The sequence below is a fragment of the Holdemanella sp. MSK.7.32 genome (assembly GCF_024460475.1).
Taxonomy (GTDB): domain Bacteria; phylum Bacillota_I; class Bacilli_A; order Erysipelotrichales; family Erysipelotrichaceae; genus Holdemanella.
In genome coordinates this window covers 34,612-57,740 of record NZ_JANFYN010000007.1, presented here as the reverse complement: position 1 = coordinate 57,740, position 23,129 = coordinate 34,612, and the positions used below count along the sequence as shown (strand labels likewise).

Genomic DNA, 23,129 nt, shown 5'->3' with positions numbered 1-23,129 from the left:
TTATGGAAAATAAAATTGTTCTTGTGACAGGAATGTCAGGGGCCGGAAAATCAAGTGCAATGAATGCTCTAGAAGATTTGGGCTATTATTGTATGGATAATTTTCCTAAGGAATTGTTGGATAATTTAGAAGACTTACTAAGAAAAGATGAGTCTCATTATAAAAATGTAGCACTAAGTGTGAGTGCTATTGATTACCAGGCTTTTGTGAGCTACTTTGAAAATATTAACCGCGATCTTCAAATCTTGTTTTTAGATTGCAGCGATGAAGAATTGTTGTTACGTTATCGCTTTACAAGAAGACAACATCCAATGATCGTGAATCATTTGGCTACAACATTAGAAGATGCGATTGAAGTAGAACGTGATTTTTTGGATCATCTACAAGAGAATTCACAGAATACGATTCATATTGATACGACAAAATTAAGTACTTCTGCTTTGGCAAGTCGTGTTTTACACCGTTTTAAAAGTGCTCAAAGAAGCGTGTTTACAGTCACATTCCAATCTTTTGGATTTAAACATGGAGTACCATTAGATGCAGATATGGTCATTGATGTTCGTTTCTTGCCAAACCCATTTTATGATCCATTGCTTCGAGATAAAACAGGAAATCAAAAAGAAGTATATGACTATGTAATGGATAAACCAGAAACACAAGAGTTTATTGTGAAACTAAAGGATTATTGTGATTTTGTGTTCTCACAATATGAGAAACAGAACAAGTCCCATATGATAGTTGCGATTGGATGTACAGGTGGTCAACATCGTTCGGTTTCGATTTGTAACTGGTTGTATGATGAATATAAAGATACATATCGTTGTTTTAAATCGCACCGTGATATTGGAGTTGACGAAGAATGAAAAAAATAGTCGTAATTGGTGGAGGTACAGGTCTTTCAAGCATGTTAAAGGGTATGAAACGTTTGGAAGATGTTGATTTAACGGCCATTGTTACAGTAGCCGACGATGGTGGCAGTACGGGACGAATTCGTGATATTTACAATATTCCTGCAGTTGGAGATATTCGACATGTTTTATGTGCTATGGCCGATGAAGAAGATGAAGGCTTTTTCTCTGATTTGCTGAATTATCGTTTTGAAGGAAGCGAAGATGTGGGGGGTCATAATTTAGGAAACTTGATTTTCTTGGCAATGATCAATACTACAGGCTCATTTATGGGAGCTATTGAATCAATTTCAAGAGTATTAAATGTGAAGGGGAATATTCTTCCTAGTACATTGGATGTTGTTACATTATATGCAATGATGAAAGATGGCACGCTGGTTCGTGGAGAAAAAAATATCCCAACGGTATACAACAGTATCGATCATGTTTTTTATCAGAAGTATGTGCATGCATATAAACCGGCTATTGAAGCTATTAAAAATGCCGATTTGATTATTTATGGAATTGGATCTTTATATACTTCAATTATGCCGAATCTAATTATTTCGGATATCTCGAAAGCTATTGAAAAGAACCCTTGTAAGAAAATCTATTTTTGTAATGCCATGTCTCAGCCTGGAGAAACAGATGGATATACGGTTCAGGATCATATTAATGCAATTGAAAAACATTCATTTAAACATCCAGTAGATTTAGTGGTGGTCAATCAATCAAAGTTGCCTAAGGATGTTTTAGATATGTATGCTTTACAGAATAGTTATCCAATTTGTATTGGAAATGAAGCAACAGACTATGCTATTATACAAAGAGATTTGTTGGCGTTGGATACAAAAGGTCGTATTCGTCATAATCCAATGGCTGTCAAAGAAGTTGTAGAAGAATTGATCAAGGGGGTATAGACTTGTCCTTTACATCTGAAATTAAAAAAGAAATTTGTAAAGAAGAAATCGATGCTCAAATGATGAAGGCACAATTATGTGCCCTTTTTCAAATGCGAGCAAGTTTACATATGAATTGGCAAGGCATGTATTTGTCGTTTCAAACTGAAAATGCAACAATTGCCAAACATGTTTTTCAAATCATGAAAACGTTATATGATGTCGATCCTCGTCTTTCTGTGTTGAAAAAAATGCAGTTAAAGAAAAATAACATATATCGTATTCAAGTGTTTGATAAGGCTCAAGAAATATTGGAAGATCTTCAGATTCTAACGGATTCAGGTTTACGTTATACACCAAGCGTAAAAATGGTTCGTTCTGAAAAGATGGCTAGAGCGTATCTACAAGGGTGTTTTTTGGCTAGTGGCAGTATCAACTCACCAAAATCGAGTAATTATCATCTAGAAATGTCGAGCCAGGAAAAAGATTTAGCGTTAAGTGTTCAAAAATTAATGCAGCGTTTTTATTTGCCGGCAAAAGTCATCGAAAGAAAAAGCGTTTATGTGGTATATATAAAAGCTGGAGATAAAATTGCAGACTTCTTGCGTTTATGTAATGCCTCGAATGCGTTGTTTGAATTTGAGGATTCTAGAATTCAAAGAGATTTCTATAATCAGATCACGCGCCTCGATAATTGTGAGGTTGCCAATGAGGTAAAGAGTTTAAAGGCTGCAAAATCGCAGTTAGAGGCTATTGAATTTTTGGAGCGTCATGCTAAAAATATTGTGATTCCAGAAAAAATTATGCATGCGATGCAAATTCGCAAGATGTATCCGGAGGCCAATCTTAATGAATTGTGTTTAGAGTGTAAAAATGAATTTGGTGAAGATATTTCAAAATCTGGAATGAAGCATCGCTTAGCGAAAGTGAAGCAGATGGCTTCAGAATTAAAGGAGGAATTGGATGCTTAAAAAAATAGGGATTATAGGCTTATCATTTTTATTGTGTGCATGTTCCTTGGGGGTTCAATTAAAAAAGTCAATGTTCACGATTGAACTTGGAAAAGATATTTATGCCAATCCAACTTTATATTTAAAGAATGCGACTTTTTCATCTCGTTTAAAGGTTGTTTCAAAAAGTGTTGGGGTAGATAAGAAAAATAATCGCTTTATGACATCTGGAATGGATTATTTGGTTGTTGGTGAATATGACTTTGCGATTGTGGATGGGAGTAAAGAGTATCCTTTTGTGATAAAAGTTAAAGATACAACGGCTCCAGTATGTGCAAGTGAAGTGGGTCAAATCACAATTGGGGTTGGACAGAATATTGATTGGAATTCCTACTTTCATGCGACAGATTTATCGGGAGTTACTTTTGAAGCTAATGTTGATACATCTACTGCATCCACACAGGATGTACAAGTAAAAATCAGTGATCGTTTTGGAAATTCAGTCACAAAAAATGTAAGTGTGGTCGTTCAATAATGAAAAAGGCAGATAAAATTCTGATAGTATGCATTATGATCGTAGCGGTAGTACTATGTGTTCCTTTATTTTTTAGTAAAAATGAAAATGCGTATGCGAGTGTATATGTTAAGGAAAAACAAGTTTTGCGTATTGATTTATCAAAAGATAAAACGTATGTCGTAAATGGAAAGCTTGGAAAAGTGCATATTGAGGTTAAACAGAAAAAAGTGCGTGTTACACAAGAAAAGAGTCCACATCATTATTGTTCGAAACAAGGTTATGTTTCGGATGCCAATGTTCCCATTGTATGTTTGCCCAATGAGACCGTTGTAAAAATTGAAAAAGAAGCCAGTCAGGATACGGTGATACAATGAGGGTCAAGAAAAGTGTAATTTTAGCTTTCTTGGTTGCGGTCGGTATATTATTGCAGCTTTTAGAAAGTTTTGTAGGTATATTTATGATTGTTCCTGGATATAAGATTGGTTTGGCAAATATTGCTGGCTTATTTGCGCTTTATATGTATGATGAAAAATCATTGGCTTATGTATCGTTACTACGAATTTTTTTATCGAGTTTGATGCAGGGAATGTTATTTTCTGTTTCGTTTTGGCTTTCGTTAAGCGGTGGTATCTTGGCTTGTATTGCGATGATCTTAGCGTATCGAAGTAAGGCGTTTTCGATTTATGGCGTAAGTATACTTGGAGCTAGCTTTCATAATATAGGACAAGTAATCGCAATTACTTGGATTTACCAACAGTATTTTATGCAGTTGTTTTTACCAATTCTTTTGGCATTGTCCATTGTGAGTGGTATATTAATAGCAGTAGTATGTAGAAAGGTCTTAGACCGATTAAGTGGAGGAAATTATGGAAAAATATAGTTATATACCAAAGGGTGTTTGTAGTCGTCAATTCAATTTTGAAATTGAAGATGGAATTATTAAGAGTTTTGAGGCCATTGGTGGATGCAATGGAAATTTAAAGGGAATTGGATGTTTATTGAAGGGAAGAAGTGTAGATGAAGTTATCGATACTTTGACTGGAGTAACATGTGGAAATAAGCCAACATCTTGTCCAGATCAAATCGCATGTGCGCTTAAGGCATATCGTGGCTGATCATTTTCTTGGGGCTTTAAAGGAAATTGAAAGACGTGCTCAAAATAACATTCTTGTATTTTCAGATGTATTAACAGAACGCTTAGAAGTCATTGCACAAAATATGGTTGGAAAATCAATTTCGGATAATGATTATTTAAAGTTATTGGAATTGTATTATAAAAAGTTTTCGAAAGACGAAAATAAGCAGGCCATGTTGTTTTGTCTTTTAAGAATGCAGGAAGTTGTATTTTATAAAGAGCATAAAGAGAATCAGAACGATTTAATTAAAATGGAATTTAATGAGGAATATGATTCTATCACGAAAGCTTTTCTATCTAGAAAAAGAGATTATTATCAGATTACACTGAAAAATATATTTCAACGATTTATCTTATTAGACACACTTGCATATATTGTGTTTTTACTTGTGTTTGTTCTTTTGATTCACATTTCTTTTAGGGTTTCATTTATTTTACTAGTAATTTTGTGGGCGCTTGTATTGTTTTTCGCGAAAAAGAAGGGTGTTCCTTATTTTTATAATTCAAGAATTCAAACACTTCTTCAAGATGTGGATTCAACATTGTTGCAGGTGGATCAATCAATTTTCTAAAGTCGAGTAATCGACTTTTTTGTTTTTTAAATTTTTTCACAAGTTAACTTGTTAAATATATCACAAATATGATATTATTATTGCGTGGGGTGATAAAATGCAGAATAGAAATGTGCCCAAAGCAACTTTACAGAGGTATCCAGTATATTTAAAAGCTTTACGTAAACTTCAAAAAAATGGCGTTGAACGAATTATGTCCAAAGAATTATCGAGTTTTGTAGATATTGAGCCTACAACAATTCGTCGTGATTTCTCCTTTTTAGGGAATCTTGGAAAACAAGGCTACGGATACGATGTGGATAAACTGATTGAAATATTTAATAGTCAGTTAGGCGTTGATTTTGACGAAAAAATAATTTTAGTTGGTGCTGGTAACTTAGGTCGTGCGTTAATGAATTATAATAAATGGGATTATGTTGTTGGTGAAATCGCATGTGCCTTTGATGTGGATCCAGCTAAGTGTGGAACACAATTTGGTGTCGAAGTATATCCAATGTCAGAATTAGACACAAAGATTCCTGAAGGATGTCGTATTGCGATTTTAACAATTTCACATGATGTACAAGAAACAGTAGATAAATTAGTGCAATGTGGAATTAATGGTATCGTTGATTTTACGCATCAACATTTTTTGGTTCCAAAAGGGGTTGTCATTAAAAGTATTGATGTGGTATCATCTATACAAGAATTGGTATTTATTACAAATTCATTAGAAACAAAGGCGCAGAAATAGAAGTCGTCCAAAACGAACATGTAAAGAGAGTCTTGTTAGGTGAAAATAGACAGTGCAAGTTTGGATTGATAACACCTGTGGAGTCGTACTGGAGAAATTAAGTAGACAGTAACGTGTGGAATGCGTTAAATTCCAATTGAGTGCATACATACGTGTGATGAAACAGGATGGTACCGCGGTAATAATCGTTCCTTTTAATTAAGGGACGTTTTTTTTATTTTGAAGGGAGAAACTATGTTAGTAAAAAAATTAAAAGAAACATTTGAACAGTACGATGGACAAAGTATTACTTTGCAGGGATGGGTTCGTACAAATCGTAATTCAAAGGCAGTTGGATTTATTGCGTTGAATGATGGAACAACTTTTTCAAATGTGCAGGTTGTATATGCGGATAGCTTAGAAAACTTTGATGAAGTATCAAAAATTACAACAGGTTCAGCTATGGAAGTAACAGGAAAACTTGTATGTACTCCAGATGCAAAACAGCCATTTGAAATTCAAGCCGAAAGTATTAGTGTTTTAGGATTATGTGATCACGATTATCCATTGCAGAAAAAACGTCACAGTTTTGAATTTATGCGTGAAATTCCTCATGTACGTCCTCGTGCAAATACATACTATGCTATGTTTAGATTAAGAAGTGTATTAAGTATGGCAATTCACACATTCTTCCAGGATCGCGGATTTGTATATGTACATACACCTGAAATTACTGGTAATGATGCAGAAGGTGCTGGTGAATGTTTTACAGTTACAACTCGTGAAGATGCAAAATATGACAAGGATTTCTTTGGTAAACATGCTCAACTTACAGTATCTGGACAATTGCATGTTGAACCATTCGCATTAACATATCGCAATGTATATACTTTTGGTCCAACTTTCCGTGCAGAAAACTCAAATACAACTCGTCACGCTTCTGAATTCTGGATGATTGAACCAGAACTTGCATTTGCGGATTTAGCCGATAACATGGATTGTATTGAAGAAATGATCAAATATTGTATCAACTATTGTTTAGAACATGCTAAAGAAGAAATGGAATTCTTTGCATCAATGATCGATAAAGAATGTATTAAACGTGTGACTCATGTTGCAAACTCTAACTTTGAAAGAATGACTTATACAAAGGCTATTGAATATTTGGAAAAAGCAAAAGATCAATTTGAAAACCAGGATATTTTCTGGGGTATGGATCTTCAGAGTGAACATGAGCGTTATATTTGCGAAAAAGTCGTAAATGGTCCTGTTTTCTTAACGGATTATCCAAAGGATATTAAAGCATTCTATATGCGTGTCAATGATGACAACAAGACAGTTGCAGCATGTGACTTATTAGTTCCTTATGTTGGAGAATTAGTTGGTGGTTCTCAACGTGAAGAGCGTTATGATGTGTTAGTGAATCGTATGAAAGAAATTGGAATGGAGCAGGAGACATTACAATGGTATTTAGATTTACGTCGCTTTGGAGGATGCAAACACTCAGGATTTGGTCTTGGATTTGACCGTATGTTGATGTATTTAAGTGGTGTTGCGAATATTCGTGATGTTCAGCCATATCCACGTACACCTAGAAATTTAATTTTCTAATGAATTAAACAGGTATCTCGTTGATACCTGTTTTCTTGTGTGATATAAATAAGGGGTATGAAAAAAGTAAGAGTAGTTAATAAGAAAAATTTAAGCACGATGATCGTTGGTGTTGTTACAATCGCTATTGCGGTTGTTTGTGTTTTTTTATATGTTTCAAGACCAACTGAAATAGATAAGTTGTCACAATCTTATTTGGATACAGTGGATGTTGAAAAGTTGCAAAAAAAGGTGGAGACAAGTTTTGATGGGTCTTATCGACTCAGTGATTATTTAGTTTATGGGGAGACGTTATCTTTGTATAAAGATGAGTATGGTACAAAGAAAATGGATAAAATGCAAGGCAATAACATTGTTTTAAGAAATGTAATGAATGATGCCATTACAAGTTTTACATTTAATGGAAAAGTGGATTCAGGTATTGATTTAGGCTCTTTAAAAGAAGGAATTTATGAACTATATACATATGATCATTATGAAAAGGAGCGTATTTATTTTGACGAGGCATTTAAGGCGAAGACAATCACAACAATGCGTCGCAATAAAAAGGTGAAAGATATTACGTTTGTGGCAGATAAAGAGGCATTAAAAGAGTATGATATTCATTTAAAGAAAAATTATTCGTTTATTATTGTCACTAAGCATATCCCAAAATCCAATGTATATGATGTAGTGATCGATCCATGTGGAAATGCGATGAATTATATTTCGAATACCGTGGATTATGGTGCAAGTACGTCGATTTTAGATGAACCAACCTCTTCTATGGAATTTGCGAAGAAATTAAAAAAGGAATTAGAAGAAAAGGGATTAAAAGTTAAGATTTTACGTAAAAAAAATGAAACGCCAGGTTATTATGGTGCAGATGGTCGTCCGGCTCGTGGTTATAAGGCAAAGGCTAAATTATATATTGCCTTGGGTGCAAGCTATGATGAAAATGTAGATGCGCCTTATATGATGGCAAGTCCATATACAAATAGTGGGTTGGCTAATACAATCTCATATTATATGGATCAAAGTGGATTGACATTGTATGCGGCTAGAACGAACAGCACGCAGGAAAATGGAGTTTTATATGATTCCTTTGCCGAAGATGAAAAGGGTGAAGTAAAAAAATATGAACTTTACCCACAATTAAGAGAAACTGGTGGAAGAGCAACATACACTGGTGTTTATGGTGATGAGATGAGAAATGCAAAATATAAAGATGCCTATGGGATGTATGGATTATACTTTTCATATGCGAGCGCAATGAATTCTCAAAGTGTTGCTTATTTTAATGACAATGCGGATGCAATAGCGAAAACTTTGGTGAAAGGTATTGTTAGATATTTTGAAATTTAGGGTGATAGTATGAAGTTACAATTAAGTAATATACAAAAGTCATTTGGAGCAAAAACAGTTTTGGCAGGTGCTAACTTTCAAGTGCGTGATAATGAAAAGATTGCGTTGGTTGGTCGTAATGGTTGTGGTAAAACAACATTGATGAAAATTATATGTGGACAGGAAAACTATGATTCGGGTTCTCGTATGGTTTTAAATGGTACAAATATTGGATATTTGGCACAGATTACTTTTGTGGACGAAGAAAAGACAGTGTATGAAGAACTTTTAACAGCTTTTGACAAGGTTCGAGAATTGGAAAAGCAGTTAAATGCCCAGGCAGAAGTGCTTAAAATGGATTCAAGTGAGAAACAACTTGAAAAGTACGATGCACTGCAAACGCGTTTTGAGGCATTGAATGGATATCAATATGAGGTGGAATTAAAGAATGTATTTTTCCATTTTCAGTTTGATGAAAGCGATTTAAATAAAAAATTGTGTGAATTTAGTTCTGGACAAAAAACGAGAATTGCGTTGGTTAAACTGTTATTGACAAAACCAGATATCTTATTATTGGATGAACCGACAAACCATTTGGATATTGCAGCTATTGAATGGCTTGAAAATTATGTGAAACATTATCCTTTCGCGGTTGTTTTAGTGAGTCACGACCGAATGTTCTTGGATCATGTTGTAGATGAAATCGTGGAAATTGAGTTTGGTAAAACCCAAAGATATGTGGGGGATTACTCGCATTATTTGAAGGCAAAAGATGAATATCTAAAAAAGAATCATGAAGCGTATATTCGTCAGCAACAAGAGATTCATCGTTTAGAAGATTTGATTGAAAAATTCCGCTATAAAAAGAATAAGGCTGCTTTTGCCAAGAGTAAGCAGAAATATTTAGATCGCATGGATAGAATTGAAGATAGTACTTCAGATACAAGTCAGATGAAGGCTGTGTTTACTTGTGCAAGAAAAGGTGGTAAGCAGGTTCTTGAAGTGGAAGATTTAAAGGTTGGTTATGATAAAGTGCTGTCTGATGTTTCTTTTCAGTTATTGCAAGGACAAAGAATGGCTATCGTTGGTCCTAATGGAATAGGTAAATCAACTTTGATTAAGACTTTGGTCAAAGAACTTCCAAGTTTATCTGGAAGTTTTAAGTTTGGTCATCAAATTGATGTAGGGTATTTTAATCAGGAAAGTGCTCAGATGAAGTCAAATAAGAATGTATTGGATGAATTGTGGGACATGGATCCGGATGCAACACAAACACAGATTCGTAATACGTTAGCAAGTTTCCTTTTTACACAGGATGAAGTGTTTAAAGAAGTGAATGATTTGTCGGGTGGAGAAAGAGTTCGATTGGCTTTGGCAAAATTAATGTTAGAGCATGATAATGTTTTATTATTGGATGAACCTACAAACCATTTGGATATTCCGGCGAAAGAAGCTTTGGAGTCCGCTTTGGAAAAATATGATGGAACAATTCTATTTGTATCGCATGACCGTATGTTTTTAAAGAAGATGGCTACACGTGTACTAGAAATGGCTTTAATCAGTAAAGTGTATGATTTGAATTACGAAGAGTACTTAGAAAAAAAAGCAAGTAATGAACTTGTGGAATCGGTTGCCAAGGTTGAAAAAGAAGTGAAGCCACAAACGGTATCTTTCACAGATTTAAAAGCAATTAAGAATCGTGTCGCAAAACTAGAAGTGCTTTTAGAGGAAGCAGAACAAGATTTAGAGGCAATGCGAGAATTGAGATATGAACCAGAATATTATCAAGATTATCGTAAGATGGAAGAGTTAGATGCGAAAATAGATGATAAACACAACGAAATTGCTGCATTGATGCAGGAGTGGGAAGAAAAAATGACTATGTTGGAATAGGGTGTCAATTTGGCACTCTTTTTTTAAAAAAATAGTTGCATTTAAAAATATGCTGTGGTAATATATATGGGCACTGATAAATGGACTCTTAGCTCAGTTGGCAGAGCAACTGACTCTTAATCAGTGGGTCTGGGGTTCGAATCCCCAAGAGTCCACCATTTATGTGTTTAAGTCGATTTGCTCGGCTTTATTTTTTTGAAAAAAGATATTGAATAAACCATATGTGTGTGGTATTATCAATGAGTAAAAGAAATGGAAAGATAGAAGCACCCCTTCTCACCTGATGTCTAAGGGACATAGGTTCACGGCCAATTCAGTTTGAATTCGTTTAAAAGAGTGATGGGTGTGGAATGCACCCATTTTCTTTTTGGAAAAATGAAGAAGGATGGTGTCGAATATCAATAATAGAAAAGTTGCCCCAAATAATGTAAACGATGATTTGTTTAACGAAAAGATTCCGTTTAGAGAAGTTCTTGTCATCAATGCGGATGGAGAACAATTGGGAGTTATGTCAAAAAAAGAAGCATTGGACATTGCATACAAACAAAATTTAGATTTGTTGTGTGTAGCACCCAAGGCGCGTCCGGCCGTGTGTAAAGTTTTAGACTATGGTCGTTATCATTTCGAACAACAGAAAAAAGCAAAAGAAGCTAAGCGTAAGCAACATGTTGTTGAAGTTAAATCTTTGCGTTTATCGCCGATTATCGATACACACGATTTTGAAACAAAAGTTCGTCAGACGTCAAAATGGATCGAAGCGGGTATGAAAGTAAAGATTGATATGCGATTCCGTGGTCGTTTGATCACTCGCTTGGAAGTTGGTCGTAAGATCATGAATGACTTCATCGAAGCTATGGATGAAGTAGCTATCGTTGAGAAAAAACCTTCAATGGAAGGTAATACGATGTCAACAGTGTTGGCACCTAAAAAGAAGTAAGGAGGACTAGACTATGCCTAAAATGAAGAGCCACAGAGGATTAGCAAAACGTGTAAAAAAGACAGGTTCTGGAAAATTAAAGAGATCTCACGCTTATACATCTCACCGTTTCCATGGAAAGACTAAGAAACAACGTCGTCACTTAGCTAAACCAGGTACTGTACATGCTACAGATTACAAACGTATTAAGGAAATGTTAGTTAAGTAATTAAGGAGGATATAAAGAATGGCAAGAGTTAAAGGTGGAACAGTTTCACGCGCTCGTAGAAAAAAAGTGTTGAAACTTGCCAAAGGATACTTTGGATCAAAACATACATTATACAAAACTGCAAATGAGCAGGTAATGCATTCATTCAGATATGCATACAACGACCGTCGTAAGTTAAAAGGAAACATGCGTAAAATCTGGATTACACGTATTAATGCAGCTGCACGTATGAATGACTTATCATACTCTCGTTTAATGCACGGATTAAAATTAGCTAATATTGCGATCAACCGTAAAATGTTAAGTGAAATGGCTATTCACGATGCTGAAGGCTTCACTAAACTTTGCGAAGAAGCAAAAGCAGCTTTAAATGCATAATTAAACTGTCGTAAGACAGTTTTTTTGTTGACAAATCAAAAAAAACAAGGTATAACTATGGTAGTTAGGAGAAACTAACTATCACTAAATGCAATTATGGAATCGCTCTTTTCACTTGTTTAATAATTTGATTTCATAAGAAGAGGACATTTTAAAAGTGTCCTTTTTTATTTACAAATTAAAAAAGTAAGACTATACTAACTGTGATTAGGGGAAACTAACAAAAAAGTGGATAGTTTTTCCTAACGAAAAAAACTTGATGTTTGATTTTTCAAGTGTTATCTTTTTTTTACCGTTGAAAAGGAGGATCTATATCATGAAAGATGGATGGAAAAACAAGACAATGTGGACTTTTATTGGAGGTGCAGCCACTGCTTTAGCTGGTTCAAAATTTTTGAAGAGTGATACAGCACACGATTTAGCTGTAAAAGGTTTAGCTGGTGGTATGAAATTTAAATCTGATACAACTTGTAAATATGAGACAATCAAAGAAGATGCTAAGGATCTTTTAGAAGAAGCAAAAGTTAAAAACGAAGGCTAATTCAAGATGATTTCATTTACAATCGCCCACGATATACCTGGAAGAATGCGTATACGTTATGGGAAAGATGTGTTTTCACCCGTTGAAGGTGAAGTTTTAAAAAGAGATCTTAGCAATTGGACCATGATTCATAGTGTAGAAGTGAATTCAATTACCGGAAGTGTTTTAATGCAGTATGATGCAACTTGTAAAGATACTTTATTGGAGAAACTTCATAATTTGAATCTTGGATATTTAAAAGAAGCGGATACTTCCGATATTGTATTTCGCTCACAAACGCCAGAAGTAAAGGCAATGAATGCAGAATATAAACGTCGTTTTTTCAAAATAATTGGGAAACGATATTTTATACGTTGGTTTTTACCAACAGGAATCGGAAATGCAATTACGATTTATAAATCACTTGGATTTATAAAAGAAGGTTTAAAATCCTTATCGCAAATGAAAGTAAATGTTCCGCTACTGGATGCGACAAGTATAGGTGTGAGTCTTTTACAAAAGAATTTTAATATTGCCGGTAATATTATGATGTTGCTCAATATTTCAGATTTATTAGAGGACTATACACGTAAGAAAACAAACTTGGAATTATCGCAAAGTTTATCTATACAGTTTGATAAAGTTTGGATCTATGCCGATGGAGTGGAACAAGAGATTCCTATGGCAAAACTTCAAAAAGGGGATATTGTTGTTTCTCAAATGGGAGCGATGATTCCTATCGATGGAGAAGTTGTGGATGGAGAAGCCATGGTCAATGAGGCTAGCTTTACGGGTGAACCTTTGTCTAGACGAGTGGTAAAGGAGGATACGGTTTTTGCTGGAACTTTAATTGAAGAAGGAAAATTATTTATTAAAGTTCGTAATTTACAAGATGAAAGTCGTATCAGCAATATTGTGAAAATGATTGATACCAACGAATCTTTAAAGGCGAGCATTCAGGCAAAAGCCGAACATTTGGCGGATTCCATTGTGCCATTTAGTTTTTTGGGATTCTTTGGAATCTTGGCACTTACACGTGATGTGACAAGAGCTACTTCTGTATTAATGGTTGATTATTCGTGCGCAATACGATTGTCCACTTCTATTTCTGTTATTAGTGCGATGTTGGAAGCGAGCAATCGGAATGTCCTTGTTAAAGGCGGAAAATATTTAGAAGCTGTAAAAGATGCGGATGTCATTGTATTTGATAAAACAGGTACATTGACAAATGCCAATCCTCAAGTTCAAAAAGTAACTCCACTTAATGGATATAGTCGAGATGAGGTTCTACGTATTGCGGCTTGTCTAGAAGAGCATTTTCCTCATAGTGTAGCCAATGCGATTGTCAATCAAGCAAAAAAAGAAGGCTTGGTTCATGAAGAAGAACATGCCAAAGTGGAATATATCGTTGCACATGGCATTGCGACAACCTTACATGGCTTACATACAGTGATTGGCAGCGATCACTTTATCTTTGAAGATGATGGTGTCGAAAAGACACAGGAATTAGAAGATATCATTACTTCATTAGAGAAAGATGGAGCCGGTTCTTTGATTTACTTAGCCATTGATAATCAAGTGGCTGGTATCATCAGTATCTACGATCCCTTAAAACAAGAAGCGAAACAAGTGATCCATGAATTAAAGAATTTAGGTATTCAAAAAGTTGTCATGTTGACCGGAGATTGCAACAATGCGGCCAAGGCTGTAGCTAATGAATTGGATCTTGATGATTATCGTTCTTCGATTTTACCAGAAGGAAAAGCAAGTTATATTCAATCTTTAAAAGATGAAGGCCATACAGTAATCATGGTTGGTGATGGTATTAATGATACGCCTGCTTTATCTACAGCGAATGTTTCGATATCTATGCAAGATAGTTCGGATTTAGCTCGAGAACTTGCGGATGTTACATTAGTTTCTAGTAACTTAAATGAATTGGTAACTCTAAGAAAACTATCGGTTTCTTTGTTTGATCGAATTCACGCCAATTATCGTTTTATTGTTTCGTTTAATTCTAGTTTGATTGCACTTGGAGCCTTGGGATTTATGAGTCCAAATACTTCAAGCTTATTACATAATGGAAGTACATTTGCGATTGCGGCAACAAGTACGCGAAAATATCTTTAGGCATTATCGGTTGATGATGCCTTTTCTTCTGTTTATAATATAGAGATGGAGGATTTCTATGGTACAAAAATTAAATCATTCTGAATTAAAGGATATTACAGATATTGTGTATTATACAAATTTAAAACAAAAAAATTTAGTTTTACGAAATACATTGGTGTTGGGTTATACCATAGCGGGTACGCTTTTATGTTGGGTTGTAGGAGCTAGCTTAATTCGCGTAGCATCCGGTGCATCGGTATTCTTATTTCTTTGTTCCTTGATTTGTCTTTGTGTAGTAATTTATATTCTTATCTGCCGTTTTTTGGAGAAGAGAAGATGTAGAAAGAGGGTACAGGAAAAAGAAACGGGTGAATTTAATGTTCACTTTCGTAAAGATTATATGTTGTATGATCAACAGACATTTTCTTTAAAACGATTTAAGAAAGTATATCTGTATCATGATTTATATTATTTTGTGGATTCAGAGAATGTTGTGATTGTAAAAAAATGTCAAGAAGTGGATCGTGCGATTCATAAAACACCTTATTTAAAAGTACAAAAAAAAGATGCGTTATTTTGTTTGTTGTAAACGCATCTTTTTATTTTATACTGCTTTTGATGTATATCCGGCTTTTGTTACAATATCAATCAATTCATCAGTTGTATGTTCTTGTTTAGATAATATGGTAACAGTATTATCTTCTGTGTTTACTTTGGCATAAAAGCCTTCTTGGCTATTAAATGCATTTTCAATGGTACGAACACAATTTTGACAATGAATGTCATATACTTTTAAAATGGCTTTGTAAGGGTAATGCTCTTTGTTTTTATCTTTTACCCTTACTTTTTTTATGGTTTCACTTGAACCACAACATCCTGAAGTAGCTCTTTTTTTAGTAGAACGAATACCAATATAGATAATAATAACTAAAATGAAACAAATAATAATTGTTGGTAAGTTCATAATTTGATGTCCTCCTTCTAAAAAAAATACACCAGAAAGTTAGATAAGTCAAACTTGGTTAATCTTGTGTAACTTTTTATTGACATCAGCTTGAGGTAAGAGTAAACTAACTGTGTTAGAAGGGTCTAACCAGGAGGGTTCGATATGCCATTATCTTTTGCAGATTTAAATTCTGTCAACACAATTAAAAAAATTGGTGGTTCTAAAGAACAACAGCGACACTTAGAAAACTTGGGCTTTGTGCCTGGGACTATGATTGTGGTTGTGAGTAAAACCAATGGAAATGTAATTGTGAATGTTAAAGGAGTTCGAATAGCCATTAGTGAAGAACTCGCAAGAAAGATTATGGTCTAGAAAGGAGTAATTATGACTTTAAATAAAGTTTCAATTGGGCAAACAGTGACAGTTAAGAAATTGTCTGGTCAAGGAGCAACAAAACGAAGAATTATGGATATGGGAATTACTAAAGGAGTTAGTGTTACGGTTCAAAAAGTAGCACCATTAGGAGATCCTATTGAATTAACGGTTCGTGGATATCAATTGTCTATTCGTAAGGCAGACGCAGAAATGATTGAAGTAGAGTAAAATTTAAAAATAGGAGGGAATTATGTCAATACAAGTCGCATTAGCAGGTAATCCAAACTGTGGTAAAACTACATTGTTTAATGGCTTAACAGGTGCTACACAATATGTAGGTAACTGGCCAGGGGTTACAGTAGAAAAAAAAGAAGGAAAGTATAAGGAAGATAAAGATATTAAAATTACGGATTTACCAGGTATTTATTCATTATCACCATACACTTTGGAAGAAGTTGTATCTCGTGAATTCTTATTAAATGGAAATGTCGATGTTATTTTAAATATCATTGATGGTTCTAACTTAGAAAGAAATTTATTTCTAACAACACAACTTTTAGAATTAGGGATTCCAACCGTTGTTGCGATCAACATGTTGGATGTCATAGAAAAAAGAAAAGATACAATTGACTATAAAAAGTTATCCGAAGAATTAGGTTGTCCTGTATTACCGATTTCCGCATTGAAAAATACAGGAATCAAAGAATTGATGGCTGAGGTAAAAAAGGCAGCAAATACGCAATGCAAAGCTAAAAATATTTATGCAGGTAAAGTATTAAATGCATTGAATACAATTGAAACAAGTTTGCCTTCAAGTATTGAAGCAAACCGTCGTTTCTTCTATGCCGTTAAATTGTTTGAAAGAGATGATAAAATTGAAGCAGCTATCAAGGCAAAGGCAGATGCTAGTGTGATTGAAGCTGTTGAAAAGTCAATGGATGATGATAGTGAATCAATTATTACAGATGCTCGTTATACATATATCACAAATGTAATTAAAGATTGTTACAAAAAAGGGTCAAAAGAAGTATTAACAACTTCGGATAAGATTGACCGTATTGTCACAAACCGTGTTTTGGCACTTCCAATCTTTGCGCTAGTAATGTGGTTTGTATATTATATTTCTGTAACTACAGTAGGAACTATTGTAACAGATTGGACAAATGATGTCTTGTTTGGTGAAATTATTCCTCCTGCAGTGGATAGTTTCTTAACTTCAATTCAATGTGCAGATTGGTTACATGGATTGATTGTGGATGGTATTATTGGTGGTGTAGGAGCTGTTATTGGCTTTGTACCACAGATGTTAGTATTATTCTTCTTCTTAGCTATCTTGGAAGATTGTGGATATATGGCACGTGTTGCCTTTATCATGGACCGTATTTTCCGTAAGTTTGGTTTATCTGGAAAATCATTTATCCCTATGTTGATTGGTACAGGTTGTGGTGTACCTGCCGTTATGGCAAGTCGTACCATTGAAAGTGATCGTGATCGTAAGATGACAATTATGACAACAACGTTCATTCCTTGTGGAGCGAAGATGCCAATCATTGGTTTGATTGCGGGTGCTATTTTCCATGGGGCTAGCTGGGTGGCTCCAAGTGCTTATTTTGTAGGTATGGCAGCTGTTATTGTTTCTGGTATTATGTTGAAGAAGACAAAATTATTTGCCGGAGATCCCGCACCATTTGTCATGGAAATGCCAGCATACCACACACCTCGTGCAGTTAATGTATTAAGAAGTATGTGGGAACGTGGTTCAAGCTTTATTAAAAAGGCTGGAACAATTATCTTATTATCTACAATCGTATTGTGGTTCTTACAAGGATTTGGATGGGAAAAAGGTGCGTTTGGCATGGTTGATGATATTGATCATTCAATTCTATCTTCAATTGGACAAACATTCGCATGGATCTTCTCACCGCTTGGTTGGGGTGATTGGAAAGCTGCAGTTGCTAGTGTAACAGGTTTAATTGCCAAAGAAAATGTTGTCGCAACATTTGGACAATTATATGGATTTGCTGAAGTTGCTGAAGAAGGAAATGAATTCTGGGGACAATTATCTGCAAGCTTTACACCACTAGCTGCCTATTCATTCATGATATTTAACTTGTTGTGTGCTCCATGTTTTGCAGCAATGGGAGCTATCAAACGTGAAATGAATAACACAAAATGGTTCTGGATTGCCATTGGATATCAATGTGGATTCGCTTATGTATGTTCATTGATCGTTTACCAATTAGGAAGCTTATTCAATGGTGGATCTTTTGGATTTGGAACAATTGTAGGATTTATCTTATTGATTGGTTTAATTTATTTATTGGTTCGTCCATCAAAAGAAAGTGATACTGCTGAAGTTGAATTTGCGGTAAAATAATGTAAAAGGAGGGGTTTCCATGAATCTATCAACATTTCTAGTTCTATTGGTTGTATGTGCATGTGCAGGCTTAGCTTGTCGAAGCATTTATAAAGATAAAAAGAGTGGAAAATCAAGCTGTGGTGGTAGCTGTGGACATTGCGGCTCTCATTCGATGTGTGAAAATCCCAAGGCATTTTTTGATCAAATAAAAAAAGAACAATTTAGTAAATAAGAGCATCGAAAGGTGCTCTTTCTTTTGGTATAATAGGTGCAAGAATCGAGGAAAATAAAATGAATTTAAAAGAAAAATATGCAGACTTAATTGTTCGTTCAGGCTTGAATGTTCAAAAAGATCAAATAGTAGTTGTTCGTGCTAACGTAGAAATGAATGAATTTGTTCGTTTGATTGTGAAATCATGTTTTGATGTTGGCGCAAAAGATGTAATTGTTCGCTATAGTGATGATGAAATCAATCGTATGAGATATCTTTCAGGTAATCGTATGCCTTATGATTATGAAGCTTTGTTCCATAATGAAACGGCTGAAAAGGGAGCTTGTTATTTGAGCTTAGTTGGTGAAGATCCTGATGGAATGAAGGGGGTAGAGCCAAAATTAATGGCAAATTATAGAAAGGCATTAAGAGAAATGACACAGCCATATCGTGATAAATTGGATTATATGCATGCAGCATGGTGTGTGGCCAGTGTTCCAACTATGGCTTGGGCTAAAAAGGTATATCCTGAATCAGAAGATGCATTATCTGATTTGTGGAATGCAGTATTAAAAATTAGTCGTGTAGACGAAAAGGATGCCAATGAAAACTGGAATGAGCATCGTGCATCTTTTGATAAGCGAGTTCATATTTTAAATCATTTAGATATCGAAAGTGTTCATTATACAAATTCTTTAGGAACTGATTTAGTAGTTGAACTTCCAGAAGGTTATGTATTTGCAGGTGGAGGATCCTTTTTAGATAATGGTAACTACTATTTTCCAAATATTCCTACAGAAGAAATTTTCTCTGCACCTAAAAAGACGGGTGTAAATGGTAAATTATATAGTGCTTTACCTTTGGCTTACAATGGTGCAATTGTAAAAGATTTCTGGTTTGAATTTAAGGATGGGCAAGTTGTGGATTATGATGCCAAAGAAGGAAAAGAAGTTTTGACTAGTATTTTAGAAACGGATGAAGGGTCAAAATATCTTGGTGAAATTGCCTTAGTTCCTTATGGATCGCCTATTAGTGCATTGGATACTTTGTTTTATGAAACACTAATTGATGAAAATGCTTCGTGTCATTTTGCCTTGGGTGCAAGCTATAATGAATGCATTGAAAAAGGTTTAGAAATGAGTGAAGAGGAATTGTTGGAACATGGTATGAATCAATCATTTACGCATGTAGATTTCATGGTAGGAACCAGTGATTTATCGATTGAAGCTACATTAAAAAATGGTAAAAAGATTCATATTTTCAAGGATGGTAAATACACAAGTGAATTTGACGAATATACATTAAATTAGTACAATATTATAATTGGAGGGATATTTATGGCAAATGAAAATGAAAAGAATCCCAGTGCTTTAGAAGAGCTTAGACGTCTAAAAAGAACGGATCGAATTAAATCTTTAGATATACATGAACCAGAATTACATGATTTTAATGCTGAAAACATTTTCCATATTGATGAAGAGCCAGAAAAGAAAACCATCTTTGGAAAACGAAGTGCAAAAACACATGTAAAAATCAATGAGAATATTTTTGACGATGAAGTAGCAGAGTCAGTAGATATTACGCCTAGTACTTCAATTGAAGAAGTAGAGGCACCTATTGAAAAGCATGTTGTGGAAGAGCCAAAGACAGTTGTTGAAGAACCAGTCATTGAAGAAAAGCCAAAATTCATTGAAGAAGAACCAAAATTCGTTGAAGAAGAACCTAAAAAGATTGTTGTTGAAAAATTGGATGTTGATGATGATTTTACAACAGAATCAATTGAAAACGAATTAAAGTCTTTTAATGCGAAACCAATTGAGGAAGAACAACCAGTTCAAGAAGTATTGGATGATGAAGAAGATTTTGAGGATGAATATGAGGATGACGATGACGATGAAGATCTTTATGAGGAAAGAAAGAAATTCTTGTATGCGGAATATCCAAAAATAGAACAATATCTTCAAGATAAATCCAGTGAAGGTTATCACTTTGTGCGTCATGAAGGAAAGAAATATTTCTTTAGAAAGGGTCAGCCCAAAACGTATTATTATTCAATGAACTATTTTGTGGATGAACCAGATGCAGATCAATGGCGCGAGTGGGAATCTGAAGGATGGAAATTGGTTTCTAAATCAGACGGTAAAAAGAAAAGTGATGCGGGTTGGTTTACTTTTAGAAACGAAGAAGAAGATGGAGAATATCGTAAAGAAATTGATAATGATTCAGAAAAATTCCGTTTCTTTAAGAAATATTCAAGTTCATGTCGTTCAACAATGTTTTTAGTATTCATCTGTATGGCATGTTGCGTTGTAACAGGGCTATTACAAGTATATTTTCAAGGCTATTTAGCAGGAATCGCATTATGTGCAGGTCTATTCTTAATTTCATTTATTGTATTCTGCATGTATGGCAGAATGCTTAGAAAATCTAAGAAGAGGGCTCGTGAATTAAAATCTAAATTAAGGATTCGTGAAAGTCGTGCAATCGAAGAAAGTAAAGATTTCTATGATACTTCTGAAAGTGAAGAAGAATTAGATACAGATTGGAACACTTTAGAACAGCATACGGGTAAAGAAAAGAAACATCTATTCAGACGTGTAGATCGTGAAGATGATGATGAGGATGAAGAGTAAAAAGGAGGCAAATTTTGTCTCCTTTTAAACTGTCATAATTTGTACATATTGTTTGTAGTGTGATAAAACTTCATCATCAATGGTGTTGTCGGTAATTAAAGTGTCAAAGTTAAATAGATCATAATAAATATAGAAGTCGGCACGGTTGAACTTCTTGTTGTCAGCCAATAAATATTTGTTTTTAGAATTATCTAATGCGATCTGTTGCGATTCACCTTCCTCTAATGAATAGGTTGTGATGGATGAATTGTAGATTCCGTTACAACTGATAAAGGCTTTATTATATTTTAATTTACCCAATACTAAATTTGTGATAGGACCCACAAAAGTATTTGTGTTATCTCTGTAATCACCGCCAGTTAGTATGACTTCAGTAGGAGCGTGATTCACTAATATATTAAATACGGCAAGGCTATTTGTGATAACACGAATGTTTCTGCCTGTGAGTTGTTCAGCTAAAAATTGAATGGTTGTACCAGGACCTAAAAAAATAGATTCTCCTTCTGAAATAAGAGTTGCTGCTTTATGGGCAATTCTCTTTTTTTCTTCAATTTGCACCGATGATTTTTCAATGTGACTTAATTCGTGGTCCATTGAAAAAGAAAGGCTTTGTGCACCTCCATGAACTCTAAGTAATTTTCCGGATTTTTCTAATTCATCCAAATCTCTTCTTGCGGTCATATCCGACACACCTAATTCATCCATGATTTCTTGAATGGTAATGATTCCATTTTGATTTACTTTATGTGCAATTTTTACTAAACGTTCTTTTTTTAACATATTGATATCCTCTTCTATGTTAGACGATATCATTTCAAATATATTTAGTCAACATAATACAAACAAAAACAAACAAAATAAAGTTATATATTACTTAAATCTAACATAAATGTTTGATAATAATAAATATATGTTTGAAAATGTTGACTTATTAGAAGAAAATGCTTACACTGAACTTATATGAGGTTGATTACTTTTTAATGCATGTAAATGATTTTAAGGTTAGGGTGGTTTCGTAATGTACAAAGGCGTCATATTTGATTTTAATGGAACATTGTTTTTTGACAATCCAAAACATATTTTGGCATGGTCAAAAATATCACAAGATATTCGTCATCATGGAATTGATGAAGAAGAACTTCATGAACATATTAATGGTGTACCAAACAATAAAGTTGTTGAATATATGTTTGGTGGAACGTGTGATCCATCCGAAATGGAAAAATATTCGCAGTTAAAAGAAGAATATTATCGCCAATTTTGTAAAGAGGATCAGGCAACGTTTCATTTAGTAAAGGGAGCTGAAGAATATTTTGATTATTTAAAAGAATCAAATATTCCATTCACAATTGCATCTGCATCTATCAAGCCTAACATTGATTTCTTTGTCGAATCGTTTCATTTAGACAAATGGATTGAGCCATCTAGGATTGTCTATGATGATGGAACGTATGAAAACAAGATCGCAATGTTTAAAAAGGCAGCTCATAAAATTGGAGTTAAGATTCAAGATTGTTTGATTATCGAAGATAGTGTTAGTGGGATTACAAATGCTTATAAAGCAGGATGTCAAAATATAGTCGTTGTGGATTCTGCCAATAAAAAAGAAGAATACGAAAAGCTTCCTGGAGTTATACAAGTGATTGATTCTTTTGAGAATTTTAAATAAGAGCCATTCATACCAGAATGGCTTTTTGTATAAATAAAACATCAAATAAACAAAAACAAACAAGTAATCATTGTTTGAAACCTAAATCCAACATCCATGTTTAAATTGTTGTTTGAATATGTTGACACAGATAAAGAAAACGCTTACACTAAAACTGAATGGGCAAATCTTAAATTTATAACCATATCTGCATAATATTGATGATGAGCCGTATATAAATAAATGAACAATTGATCATTATTTTTGTGGATAGTGTAGCAGAAAAAGGGATTTGGCTGTAAT

The 23,129-nt window shown here is 34.3% G+C and carries 27 protein-coding genes and 1 tRNA gene; 26 read left to right on the top strand and 2 right to left on the bottom strand.

Going from position 1 to position 23,129, the window contains the following annotated elements; translation table 11 throughout:
* The first annotated feature begins 2 nt into the window (after positions 1 to 2).
* The 19 genes from rapZ to NE544_RS02920 all read left to right on the top strand — a co-directional run bounded on the left by rapZ (position 3) and on the right by NE544_RS02920 (position 15,243).
* Positions 3 to 863, top strand: a complete 861-nt coding sequence (rapZ, locus tag NE544_RS03010) for an RNase adapter RapZ (protein ID WP_186999313.1) — start codon at positions 3 to 5, stop codon at positions 861 to 863.
* Positions 860 to 1,807 carry a gluconeogenesis factor YvcK family protein gene (gene yvcK / locus NE544_RS03005; protein WP_256268272.1) on the top strand — a complete coding sequence of 316 codons (948 nt, stop codon included), beginning with the start codon at positions 860 to 862 and terminating at the stop codon, positions 1,805 to 1,807. The genes rapZ and yvcK overlap by 4 nt, the downstream gene beginning before the upstream one ends.
* Positions 1,808 to 1,809: 2 nt before the next feature.
* Positions 1,810 to 2,757 (top strand): DNA-binding protein WhiA, encoded by a 948-nt coding sequence (whiA, locus tag NE544_RS03000; protein WP_154556133.1) that lies wholly within the window; start codon positions 1,810 to 1,812, stop codon positions 2,755 to 2,757.
* Positions 2,750 to 3,271, top strand: coding sequence for a hypothetical protein (locus tag NE544_RS02995; protein WP_256268271.1), 522 nt, complete (start codon positions 2,750 to 2,752; stop codon positions 3,269 to 3,271). Before whiA ends, NE544_RS02995 begins: the two co-directional genes overlap by 8 nt.
* Complete coding sequence (locus tag NE544_RS02990; protein ID WP_256268270.1) at positions 3,271 to 3,627, top strand: NusG domain II-containing protein; 357 nt, start codon at positions 3,271 to 3,273, stop codon at positions 3,625 to 3,627. Before NE544_RS02995 ends, NE544_RS02990 begins: the two co-directional genes overlap by 1 nt.
* A complete protein-coding gene (locus NE544_RS02985) occupies positions 3,624 to 4,133 on the top strand; it encodes a Gx transporter family protein (protein WP_118116390.1) in 510 nt (169 codons plus the stop codon). Before NE544_RS02990 ends, NE544_RS02985 begins: the two co-directional genes overlap by 4 nt.
* Positions 4,120 to 4,368, top strand: coding sequence for a TIGR03905 family TSCPD domain-containing protein (locus tag NE544_RS02980; protein WP_256268269.1), 249 nt, complete (start codon positions 4,120 to 4,122; stop codon positions 4,366 to 4,368). Before NE544_RS02985 ends, NE544_RS02980 begins: the two co-directional genes overlap by 14 nt.
* Positions 4,361 to 4,960, top strand: coding sequence for a hypothetical protein (locus tag NE544_RS02975; protein ID WP_256268268.1), 600 nt, complete (start codon positions 4,361 to 4,363; stop codon positions 4,958 to 4,960). The genes NE544_RS02980 and NE544_RS02975 overlap by 8 nt, the downstream gene beginning before the upstream one ends.
* A 97-nt stretch (positions 4,961 to 5,057) precedes the next feature.
* Positions 5,058 to 5,693, top strand: coding sequence for a redox-sensing transcriptional repressor Rex (locus NE544_RS02970; RefSeq protein WP_117572361.1), 636 nt, complete (start codon positions 5,058 to 5,060; stop codon positions 5,691 to 5,693).
* A 234-nt stretch (positions 5,694 to 5,927) separates the two neighbouring features.
* Positions 5,928 to 7,283: an asparagine--tRNA ligase gene (gene asnS / locus NE544_RS02965; protein ID WP_217255973.1), complete on the top strand. Its 1,356-nt coding sequence runs from the start codon at positions 5,928 to 5,930 to the stop codon at positions 7,281 to 7,283.
* Between the two features lie 57 nt (positions 7,284 to 7,340).
* Entirely contained in the window at positions 7,341 to 8,627 is a 1,287-nt protein-coding gene (locus NE544_RS02960) for a hypothetical protein (protein WP_256268267.1), read from the top strand.
* A gap of 9 nt (positions 8,628 to 8,636) precedes the next feature.
* A complete protein-coding gene (locus NE544_RS02955) occupies positions 8,637 to 10,499 on the top strand; it encodes an ABC-F family ATP-binding cassette domain-containing protein (RefSeq protein WP_256268266.1) in 1,863 nt (620 codons plus the stop codon).
* A gap of 82 nt (positions 10,500 to 10,581) precedes the next feature.
* Positions 10,582 to 10,657 (top strand) — tRNA-Lys (locus NE544_RS02950).
* A 227-nt stretch (positions 10,658 to 10,884) separates the two neighbouring features.
* Positions 10,885 to 11,436 carry a translation initiation factor IF-3 gene (infC, locus tag NE544_RS02945; RefSeq protein ID WP_117926784.1) on the top strand — a complete coding sequence of 184 codons (552 nt, stop codon included), beginning with the start codon at positions 10,885 to 10,887 and terminating at the stop codon, positions 11,434 to 11,436.
* Positions 11,437 to 11,449: 13 nt separating this feature from the next.
* Complete coding sequence (gene rpmI, locus NE544_RS02940) at positions 11,450 to 11,644, top strand: 50S ribosomal protein L35 (protein WP_003865815.1); 195 nt, start codon at positions 11,450 to 11,452, stop codon at positions 11,642 to 11,644.
* A gap of 18 nt (positions 11,645 to 11,662) precedes the next feature.
* Positions 11,663 to 12,022, top strand: coding sequence for a 50S ribosomal protein L20 (rplT, locus tag NE544_RS02935; protein ID WP_003865814.1), 360 nt, complete (start codon positions 11,663 to 11,665; stop codon positions 12,020 to 12,022).
* 316 nt (positions 12,023 to 12,338) lie between these two features.
* Entirely contained in the window at positions 12,339 to 12,563 is a 225-nt protein-coding gene (locus NE544_RS02930; RefSeq protein WP_040466441.1) for a hypothetical protein, read from the top strand.
* Positions 12,564 to 12,569: 6 nt separating this feature from the next.
* Entirely contained in the window at positions 12,570 to 14,672 is a 2,103-nt protein-coding gene (locus NE544_RS02925) for a heavy metal translocating P-type ATPase (RefSeq protein WP_256268265.1), read from the top strand.
* Positions 14,673 to 14,730: 58 nt separating this feature from the next.
* Positions 14,731 to 15,243, top strand: coding sequence for a hypothetical protein (locus tag NE544_RS02920; RefSeq protein ID WP_227991241.1), 513 nt, complete (start codon positions 14,731 to 14,733; stop codon positions 15,241 to 15,243).
* 15 nt (positions 15,244 to 15,258) lie between these two features.
* On the opposite strand, the gene NE544_RS02915 is transcribed toward NE544_RS02920, so the two are convergent.
* Positions 15,259 to 15,618, bottom strand: coding sequence for a heavy-metal-associated domain-containing protein (locus NE544_RS02915; protein ID WP_256268264.1), 360 nt, complete (start codon positions 15,616 to 15,618; stop codon positions 15,259 to 15,261).
* A 144-nt stretch (positions 15,619 to 15,762) separates the two neighbouring features.
* Here NE544_RS02915 and NE544_RS02910 point away from each other — a divergent pair, with 144 nt between their 5' ends.
* From NE544_RS02910 to NE544_RS02885, 6 genes are read left to right on the top strand one after another with little or no spacing between them, the layout of a single operon-like run.
* A complete protein-coding gene (locus tag NE544_RS02910; protein ID WP_256268263.1) occupies positions 15,763 to 15,972 on the top strand; it encodes a FeoA family protein in 210 nt (69 codons plus the stop codon).
* A 12-nt stretch (positions 15,973 to 15,984) separates the two neighbouring features.
* Positions 15,985 to 16,203, top strand: a complete 219-nt coding sequence (locus NE544_RS02905; RefSeq protein WP_256268262.1) for a ferrous iron transport protein A — start codon at positions 15,985 to 15,987, stop codon at positions 16,201 to 16,203.
* Positions 16,204 to 16,225: 22 nt separating this feature from the next.
* Positions 16,226 to 18,352 (top strand): ferrous iron transport protein B, encoded by a 2,127-nt coding sequence (gene feoB, locus NE544_RS02900; protein WP_256268261.1) that lies wholly within the window; start codon positions 16,226 to 16,228, stop codon positions 18,350 to 18,352.
* Between the two features lie 19 nt (positions 18,353 to 18,371).
* Positions 18,372 to 18,566 (top strand): FeoB-associated Cys-rich membrane protein, encoded by a 195-nt coding sequence (locus tag NE544_RS02895; protein WP_117571189.1) that lies wholly within the window; start codon positions 18,372 to 18,374, stop codon positions 18,564 to 18,566.
* Positions 18,567 to 18,625: 59 nt separating this feature from the next.
* Positions 18,626 to 19,855 carry an aminopeptidase gene (locus NE544_RS02890; RefSeq protein WP_256268260.1) on the top strand — a complete coding sequence of 410 codons (1,230 nt, stop codon included), beginning with the start codon at positions 18,626 to 18,628 and terminating at the stop codon, positions 19,853 to 19,855.
* A 27-nt stretch (positions 19,856 to 19,882) separates the two neighbouring features.
* Complete coding sequence (locus NE544_RS02885; protein WP_118115789.1) at positions 19,883 to 21,178, top strand: DUF2812 domain-containing protein; 1,296 nt, start codon at positions 19,883 to 19,885, stop codon at positions 21,176 to 21,178.
* A 24-nt stretch (positions 21,179 to 21,202) separates the two neighbouring features.
* On the opposite strand, the gene NE544_RS02880 is transcribed toward NE544_RS02885, so the two are convergent.
* A complete protein-coding gene (locus NE544_RS02880) occupies positions 21,203 to 21,958 on the bottom strand; it encodes a DeoR/GlpR family DNA-binding transcription regulator (RefSeq protein WP_227991231.1) in 756 nt (251 codons plus the stop codon).
* A gap of 238 nt (positions 21,959 to 22,196) precedes the next feature.
* Here NE544_RS02880 and NE544_RS02875 point away from each other — a divergent pair, with 238 nt between their 5' ends.
* Entirely contained in the window at positions 22,197 to 22,847 is a 651-nt protein-coding gene (locus NE544_RS02875) for an HAD family phosphatase (protein ID WP_256268259.1), read from the top strand.
* Positions 22,848 to 23,129: the final 282 nt, after the last annotated feature.